9 protein-coding genes and 1 pseudogene are annotated in these 8,485 nt (G+C 34.9%); 5 read left to right on the forward strand and 5 right to left on the reverse strand.

Translation table 11 applies throughout. From position 1 onward, the window contains the following. Positions 1-213 (forward strand): annotated as a pseudogene (locus OZD62_RS04380) (hypothetical protein); the annotation flags it as partial. Between the two features lie 7 nt (positions 214-220). Then, positions 221-1,243 (forward strand): Mrp/NBP35 family ATP-binding protein, encoded by a 1,023-nt coding sequence (locus OZD62_RS04385; protein WP_275019511.1) that lies wholly within the window; start codon positions 221-223, stop codon positions 1,241-1,243. Positions 1,244-1,317: 74 nt separating this feature from the next. Here the strand turns inward: OZD62_RS04385 and OZD62_RS04390 are convergent, their stop codons facing one another. After that, positions 1,318-1,947, reverse strand: coding sequence for a hypothetical protein (locus tag OZD62_RS04390; protein ID WP_010082230.1), 630 nt, complete (start codon positions 1,945-1,947; stop codon positions 1,318-1,320). A gap of 568 nt (positions 1,948-2,515) precedes the next feature. On the opposite strand from OZD62_RS04390, the gene ubiH reads away from it, so the two are divergent. Next, the gene (ubiH, locus tag OZD62_RS04395; protein WP_275019513.1) at positions 2,516-3,664 is read left to right on the forward strand and encodes a 2-octaprenyl-6-methoxyphenyl hydroxylase; all 1,149 of its coding nucleotides are present in this window, start codon (positions 2,516-2,518) and stop codon (positions 3,662-3,664) included. 443 nt (positions 3,665-4,107) lie between these two features. Continuing rightward, positions 4,108-5,070, forward strand: a complete 963-nt coding sequence (locus OZD62_RS04400; RefSeq protein WP_006279689.1) for an IS481-like element ISWpi4 family transposase — start codon at positions 4,108-4,110, stop codon at positions 5,068-5,070. A gap of 2 nt (positions 5,071-5,072) precedes the next feature. Here OZD62_RS04400 and pth read toward each other — a convergent pair whose 3' ends face one another. Both pth and OZD62_RS04410 read right to left on the reverse strand, forming a co-directional pair. After that, positions 5,073-5,621, reverse strand: a complete 549-nt coding sequence (gene pth / locus OZD62_RS04405) for an aminoacyl-tRNA hydrolase (protein ID WP_070356754.1) — start codon at positions 5,619-5,621, stop codon at positions 5,073-5,075. Continuing rightward, positions 5,621-6,232 (reverse strand): 50S ribosomal protein L25/general stress protein Ctc, encoded by a 612-nt coding sequence (locus tag OZD62_RS04410; RefSeq protein ID WP_010962412.1) that lies wholly within the window; start codon positions 6,230-6,232, stop codon positions 5,621-5,623. Before OZD62_RS04410 ends, pth begins: the two co-directional genes overlap by 1 nt. A 145-nt stretch (positions 6,233-6,377) precedes the next feature. On the opposite strand from OZD62_RS04410, the gene OZD62_RS04415 reads away from it, so the two are divergent. After that, a complete protein-coding gene (locus OZD62_RS04415; RefSeq protein WP_010962411.1) occupies positions 6,378-6,677 on the forward strand; it encodes an NADH dehydrogenase ubiquinone Fe-S protein 4 in 300 nt (99 codons plus the stop codon). Positions 6,678-6,978: 301 nt separating this feature from the next. Here OZD62_RS04415 and ftsL read toward each other — a convergent pair whose 3' ends face one another. Then, complete coding sequence (ftsL, locus tag OZD62_RS04420; protein ID WP_010962410.1) at positions 6,979-7,290, reverse strand: cell division protein FtsL; 312 nt, start codon at positions 7,288-7,290, stop codon at positions 6,979-6,981. Then, a complete protein-coding gene (rsmH, locus tag OZD62_RS04425; protein WP_010962409.1) occupies positions 7,287-8,231 on the reverse strand; it encodes a 16S rRNA (cytosine(1402)-N(4))-methyltransferase RsmH in 945 nt (314 codons plus the stop codon). The genes ftsL and rsmH overlap by 4 nt, the downstream gene beginning before the upstream one ends. Positions 8,232-8,485 lie beyond the last annotated feature (254 nt).

Genomic DNA, 8,485 nt, shown 5'->3' on the forward strand with positions numbered 1-8,485 from the left:
AGGTTTAGCTGGAATGAAAAAGATTTAGTAGCATATGAAGAAAGAATAATGGATCTGCGGAAAGAAGAAGGCATCCTCGCTAAAAAACTTGATGAGGGAAAGATTGAAGTAGCAAAAAACCTACTTAAGGCTGACATCTCTATTGATATTATCTCTCAGACAACCGGCCTTCCTCAAGCTGAGATTAAACGACTTCAGGAAGAAATCACCTAAAAGGCTAATGATCAACGAAAAAATTGTAAGAGAGAACTTAAAAAAAGTCATAGAGCAAAAAAGCGGTAAAGATGTGATCGCTCTTGGCATAATATCCTCAATTATTATTAAAGGTCAAGATGTTGGTTTTGTGCTTGAAGTTGCCGGTAACACGCAAGCAAATGAAGAATTAAGAAGAAATTGTGAGCAAGCTGTTAAAGCTATACCGGGGGTGACAAAAGTGACCGTGGTTGCTACTTGTCAAAAACAAACTGGGCAACAAAAAGCTAAATTACATATCGAAGGAGTGAAAAATATAATCGTTGTGGCCTCTGGTAAAGGCGGTGTGGGCAAGTCCACAGTTGCGCTAAATCTTGCTCTCTCATTAGCAAAGTTAAAACACAAAGTTGCGCTGGTTGATGCAGATATATATGGTCCTTCAATTCCTAAAATGCTTGGCGCTGAAAAATTAAAGCCAGAAATACAGGATAGTAAAGCAATGCCTATAGAAAAGTATGGACTGCATACTATTTCAATTGGCTATTTTATCGATAAAGATCGTGCAGCAAGATGGCGCGGACCTATGATTACAAAAGCACTTTATAATCTGCTAATGGGAACAAAATGGTCCGATATAGAGTATTTGATAGTTGATACACCACCTGGAACTGGCGATGTGCATTTAAGTCTTATGGAAAATTTTAACTTAACTGGGGCGATAATAGTTTCAACTCCACAGGAGCTCTCTTTAATCGATGCTCGCAAAATTTATGATATGTTTACAAAGCTCAGCGTACCGGTTATTGGCATTGTAGAAAATATGAGTTATTTCATTCAAAGCGGCTCAAAAATATACATATTTGGAAAAGACGGTGCAAAAAAAATGTCTGAGGAGCTGGGCATCAAACTTCTAGGCAGAGTTCCTCTAGATCCACAAATATGCCATGCTTCTGATTGCGGAAATCCTTTAATGTTAAGTGAGGATTTGGCAAAAATTTATAAAGATATTGCTTTGGAAATAGTAAAACATTGCATAGCTGTAAAATTCTAAAAAAAACACAGCTTTACGCAAAGAGACTTTAAGAATTCGTCTGTCCTCTTTACTATAAAATAGATATTCGTCTATCAAATATTATCTTCAACTTGAATATATTTAAAGATGTTTTGTGTATCATCTAAAAAGTTATTCTTTATATTAGTTAATTCCGATTGTTTTTGGGATAGATTATCCTTTATTGTTCTATCAAAACAATCAAGATCTCTGCACTTTAATTGAGAATCCATGTCTCCATTTTCATACAAACCTCGTATAATGTCATAATATGCTCGAGTTTCATCAGTTTCTGGTTGTTGCTTTTCTCTGAATATTGCCTTTAATTTCGAATCTATGTCTAATTCTCTTTTTATAGCTTCAACAGCATTTTCATGATACTTTTCATAATCTTCAAAACTCTTTAATATTTTGTCTTTTGCTTTATCTTGTAGCATTTTTAGCAAATCTTTAGCATGAGATTTTTCAATTTTTTGCTTCCAGTCATCATACGTATATTCTGAGTTACCATGTTTTGTATCTTGACACTCGCCTCCTACATTAAATATTTCTTCGTTGCAGATTTTATCACCCTGGTAAAAGTGATCGCTTATATTGATTTTATCATTAGTTAAAGTTTGTTTGATTGCTGCTTTGTTTTCTCCAAGTTCTTCTCTGTACTTACTAATGCAATTTAACATTTTTGCTTTGCAATCTGTAGTCATAAACTAATACCTTTAATAAAATAAGATCTATCTTAGCATGAAGTAATTAACATTTTATTACAGAAGTTTACTTTTAGGTGTTCTCAAGATGATATAGCTAAAGTAGCTTAGGTTTACCGACAATTTGAAAAACCGTCATTCCGCTACTAGTTAGCGGAATCTATACCGCGCACAACTGTACGAACGTTGTAGTTTGGGCCACCAGTGGGCAGTACCCAGACACTGGGATCCAGGAATTTTATTAAGTTGGTAAGCATAAAAGTAGCTGTTTTATGTTAAAATACAACATTTTGATGATTATGAAAAAGCTGGATCCCAGTGTCAAGCACTGGGATGACATCATAGAGGCACTGGAATAACATCATCCTTTTTTCTGAATTCCAGTGTCAGCTACTTTCATGACATCGTTTACTATGTGCCACATTGCAATGTTCGTACAGCTATGGAATGAATCGCGGTATGACGTAGGGAAACCTTTCTTGGGTTAGCTATAGGTCTTTGTCTATAAAGTTTGTTTAAACTATTTTCAAAACAGATAAAATATAATTTTACAATTAGCGTAAATAAAATGAATTATGATGTAATCATTTCAGGTGGTGGGTTACTTGGTCTTATTACTGCCATTGGCCTCAGTTGTGACTCTGTGTCTGTAGCTGTGATTGAAAAAAATAGTCTACCACGTGTAGTAGATGATAATCGAGCATTTGCTATTTCTCAAGGCTCGAAAAAAATATTGGAAAAGTTAGGGATTTGGCAGTTTGTGGAAAGTGAAGCTGAGCCAATACTTGATATATGCATATTAGATGCGGTTACTGTGCATTACAATCATAAAATGGTTAGCGAAGAGCCAATGGGTTATGTTATCAACAATGCTACTATATGGAATGCAATCAACAATAATTTTCTAAATAAACTGAATATATACTCTCCACATTCCTATAAAACAATTGCTTGTGATTCAGGATATGTGGAAGTGATTCTTGATAATAACCAGGAATTAATATCATCGCTACTTATCTGTGCTGAAGGCAAAAACTCTAAATTACCAGAGTTATTTTCTATACCGACAGTGAAATTTGACTATAAACAAAGTAGCATAGTATTTAATGTAAAGCATGAACTGCATCACCAAAACTTAGCTGTGGAGCGTTTTTTCCCTGGCGGTCCATTTGCAATTCTACCGATGAAGGGTGGCTATACTTCTTCGATAGTTTGGACAGAAAAATCTGAAATTTCAAAAATGCTAATGGATCTGTCTGAAGAAGAATTTATTATAGAGCTTAAAAAAAGATTTGGTTCTTATTTAGGAGAGATAAAATTAGAGGGTGAAAGAAAACTTTATCCTTTAAGTTTTGTTTTCGCAAAAAAGTCATATAAGGGTAGAGTTTTGCTTATCGGCGATGCAGCACATTCAATTCATCCAGTTGCAGGTCAAGGGCTTAATCTTGGAATTAGAGATGTAGAAAGTATTATAAAGCACGTAGTTGCCGCAAAAGCATCTGGTATTGATGTTGGCAGTAGTTATTTATTAAAGAAAATTTCACGTAACAGATACTTTGATAATTTTACAATGGCGCTTGCAACTGATGGATTAAATAGGATGTTTTCCAACAGAATATTCTGCGCTAAAGCACTAAGAAATCTTGGCTTGATTGCAGTTGAAAATTCAAATTTCCTCAAAAAACGCTTCATTCGGCATGCTATGGGATTTATATAAATCACTATTTTATAGCTAATGCAAGTCAGGTTTCCCACGGCATACCGCCGCGGTATCTTGGCCGCTAACACGTAGCGGGATGACGAATGTATCTGTTCAGCAGTTGTGTTAAAAGTCAATAGAAAAATTGATGTAGCTGTGGATAAGTACTTTTATCTGTATAAACGTGCTTATCCACAGCTATACTGGCTCTGAGATAGAAACAGACAGAGAGTTATATTCCTCAGTAAAAACCCTGTCATCTCTGACTAAAGAGTTAGCAAGAATAAGCAATTTCCTCATGGCAGCAGTGGAAGCAATTTTATATGGCTTTTTATATTGACTATATAATCTAGTAAAGAAAGGTTTGATATAGGAATTAGGGGGGGAGGGGGGGGATGTATGGTCCCAGAGTGTGATGGTATGATAAAATATGAGAAAACAATACCATCAAAGGAGGAATTATGGGACAAATATTACATGGGTGCGCCAAAACAACAGAGACAATTCGTAGAGCAATACAAAATAGTAAAGAGAGCATAGCAAAACTCTCCAGGTACTATAACCTTAATCCAAAAACTATCATTAAATGGAGAAAACGGTCTTTTGCCAAAGACGCTGATATGGGTCCGAAGCATGCAAGATCAACTGTTTTAACTTTAGAAGAGGAGGCTGTAATTGTTGCATTTCGTAAGCATACTCTATTGCCATTAGATGATTGTCTCTACGCTTTGCAAACCTCAATCCCACACTTGACTCGCTCTAGTCTACATCGTTGCTTACAGAGGCACAGCATTAGCAGACTACCAGATGTTGATGGCGAAGTTAAACCAAAAAAGAAATTCAAACAATATCCTATAGGCTATTTCCATATTGATATTGCAGAAGTCAGAACAGAAGAAGGAAAGTTATATTTGTTTGTTGCAATAGATAGAACATCCAAATTTACGTATGTTGAGTTGCATAAAAGTGCTACAAAACCTATAGCTGCTGAGTTTCTACGTAATTTGATTAAAATTTTACCATATAAAATCCACACTATTTTGACAGATAACAGTGTACAATTTACCAACCAAAAACGCCATAAATACGCTTTTCAACATATATTTGATAGAGCTTGTGAAGAAAATGACATTGAACACCGTCTAACAAAAGTTAGCCATCCTTGGACAAATGGGCAAGTTGAGCGTATGAACAAAACTTTAAAGAATGCCACTGTTAAGAAGTATTACTATCAGTCTCACCAGCAACTCAAAGAGCATCTTTATGACTTTGTTATGGCCTACAATTATGCTAAAAGACTCAAAACTCTTAAGGGTCTTACACCTTTTGAGTTTATATCTTTACAGTGGACAAAATCTCCTGAATTGTTCATACTAAATCCACACCATCACACTCTGGGACCATACACTTCCTGTGTTTCGTAATATTATACAATCAAATTGATAAAAGCTGTATTATCTCCTTGCAGCATTAAGTGTATATTTTTTGCTATTTTTTCCACTAAGGGAGTAACATTATCAAAATTTGAAAATTTTGATAACACATAATCTGCTAAGCTTCTTTGATCTTCAGGTCTACCCACTCCAAATCTCAAGCGCCAATAATCGTTGCCAATAAAACTATCTATGGATTTAAGTCCATTATGTCCAGCAGAACTACCACCTTTCTTTACTTTTATTCTTCCAAGTTCCAAATCAGCGTCATCGTGTATGACAACGATATTATCTAGCGATAATTTGTAAAAGTTTCGTATTTTTGCAACAGGGATGCCTGAATTATTCATAAATGAATAAGGCTTTATTAACATAATTTTATTATCATTAATTATGCCAGAGGTTATCAGATAATCGGCTTTTTTAGAGAACGAATGGAAATTCCAATATTTGCAAATTGTATCAACTACGATGAAGCCGATATTATGATGAGTTAACTCATATTGACTACCAGGGTTACCAAGCCCAACTATCAGGTGCACTATTCCTCTGTTTCTGCTTGAGGTTCTTCAACGTCACTATCGGCAGCAGAAATTGTAACAATGGTAAAATTTTCTTCTTCATGAGCTACAAACTTAACACCTTCTGGTAATTTTACATCATTGATATGTATAGATTGGCCAATCATTTTACCGGATAAATCAACTTCAATAACCTGAGGTATTTTATCAGGAGAGCATTTAACAGCAATAGAACGACACAAAACATTAAGCACTCCACCTAATTTGATTCCTGGAGCTTTACTTTCATTCACAAATGATAGAGGTATGTCTATTTTAATTTCACTGCCTTTATCAACAAACTGAAAATCAACATGTTGCACAGTATCCTTTACTACATGCAATTGGATATCGCGAACAAGAGCATATTCCTTTTTGCCCGAAATATTCAGCTCTATCAAATGTGCAGAAAGAGAGCCTGACTTATATTGCTTTGTGAATTCCTTTGCAGACAATGTCAAATTTACATTATCATGGCCCTTTCCATATATGATTCCAGGGATGTTTCCTTTCTTCCTTAGAGAATGCATCGCTTTTGTTTTTGTTATATCACGTAACTCTGCATTAATTGTTACTATTTCCTGTTGCGTCATCGGTTACTCCTATTCAGCTAATCCTTTTAATATAATTTAACAATAATATAACATAAAAATATTTATTTCAAACTTCATTCTTTCATACTAATTGTTTGTGAAAGGATTTATTTAGATATATATTTAAGCTTATTTAACAAGAACTATGGGCATTGACGATAAAGTAGTTTTTAGGATTTATAAACCAACAAGAACTGCAACACAATCTGGTTTAGGTAATACAAATTTCTGGCACCTAAAAATTGAATCTGGCTCTTACTACATTGAACCTTTGATGGGGTGGGTTGGCTCAAAAGATCCAAAAAAACAGATTGTATTAAAGTTTGATTCTCTTGAAAAAGCAGTATTCTACGCAAAAAAACGCAACGTTAAATACATAATTGAAATGCCAAAAAATGTTAAGAGGCTGCCAAAATCTTACGCAAGCAATTTCATACTAAAGTAAGTTGCACAACAAATGGTGTTATGCAAGTAGCTGACACTGCTCTCCTTTGTCATCCCAGTGCCCAGACACTGGGATCCAGGAATTTTATTAAGTTGGTAAGCATAAAAATAGCTGTTTTACGTTAAAATACAATGTTTTTGATGATTATGGAAAGGCTGGATCCCAGTGTCAAGCACTGGGATGACACCATTTGTTGTAAACTCACTTTTACTCTATGGTTATACTACCTTGCCGCTATCCTGAACGGATACAAAGTAAGTTTTATTGTGATGTGCTCATCTGTAAAAAATAAGACTTAATCTCACTGTTGATCATGGATTTTAAGTTGTGCTAGCACACTGCGGCCATTTAGAGAGTCAAGATTTTTAACCTGGCTAGCCAGTATTAAAGAGTTATTTTTCAGGTATTTCTTTACAAGGCTTGCAAGTCTTTTTGGATTATTCAAATAGCTCCATTCTGCTTGTAAAACTTTCATATCACTTTGTACTAAATTAATTTCACTTTTTATTTTTATTAGCTCTCTATTTAACGACTGAACATGTAATTTTACCTTAAATAGTCCTACAATGCTAAGAAAAAACATAACTATTGAGATGATGCAGAAAGTTCTCACGACAACCTCTGTATAGCTCTTAGTTTTGCTGAGCGTGAACGCGGATTTGCACTTACTTCTTCTATACTTGCTTCGATCACTTTTTTATTTAGCAGAGAGAATGTCTTGCAATCAGTAGCACATAAATCTTTAAAAAAAGTTTTGACTATACGATCTTCTAAGGAATGAAAGGTGACGACAATTAATTTGCCATTCTCACTTAAAATCTCAGATGCAGCTTTAATACCCTTTTCAAGTTCTTCCAGCTCATCGTTTACCCATATTCTGATTGCCTGAAATGTTCTGGTTGCAGGATCAATTTTGCTTTTTCCACGAAATACCACGGAACGTACAATATCCGCAAGCTCAAATGTAGTTTTGATAGTTTTCTTCTTCCGTGCATTTATTATTGCTCTTGCAATTTTGCGAGAATGACGTTCGCCTCCGTAGTTATATATAGTATTTGCGATTTCTTCTTCGCGTAAAGCGTTAACAAACGTTGAAGCGTTTATATAAGAAGAGTTATCCATGCTCATATCGAGTGGACCATCATGTAAAAATGAGAACCCTCTATCTCCGTTATCAAGCTGCATAGATGAAACTCCGATGTCAAAGACCACTCCATCCACTCCGTTTGATGTCATTCCAGCGCGTGACCAGTTATTTTTTCCAGTATCAAGTACTGGGATGACAGGAGATGGCTCAACGCTGCTTAGTATACTTTTAATATTACTAAACTTCTCAATGAATAGTTTTATTCTATCGGGATATCTAACGCTTAAATCATCATAAAACTTAGTTACCGTTTCATCTCTATCAATTGCATATACCTTGCAATCAGCTGACTCCAATATTGCTTTGCTATACCCTCCAGCTCCAAATGTGGCGTCCACGTATATGCCACCATCCTGCGGTGATAGTAGTGATAGCATCTCTTTTAACAAAACTGGAGTGTGTGTCATATCAAAAAATTTAAGTACAGTTGGTGTAGATATCCTACTCTACTCTTCACATCAATTTTATTTATGTACATAGATTTTCTTGCCCAAATATGGTATCTTATCGGAATATATGAGCAATAATATTAAAATCAAGGTTTAATATTGTTAATATAATATTCACATAACGTTCACATTTTTTTTTATATATAAGAGGTTGTCCGGAAACAAGTAAAAGGCTATAATATCTGAAATTTTAGTACGGGGTAAAGATGAGA

Origin of the sequence: Wolbachia endosymbiont of Drosophila seguyi, from assembly GCF_028981765.1 — a bacterium.
GTDB lineage: Bacteria > Pseudomonadota > Alphaproteobacteria > Rickettsiales > Anaplasmataceae > Wolbachia > Wolbachia pipientis.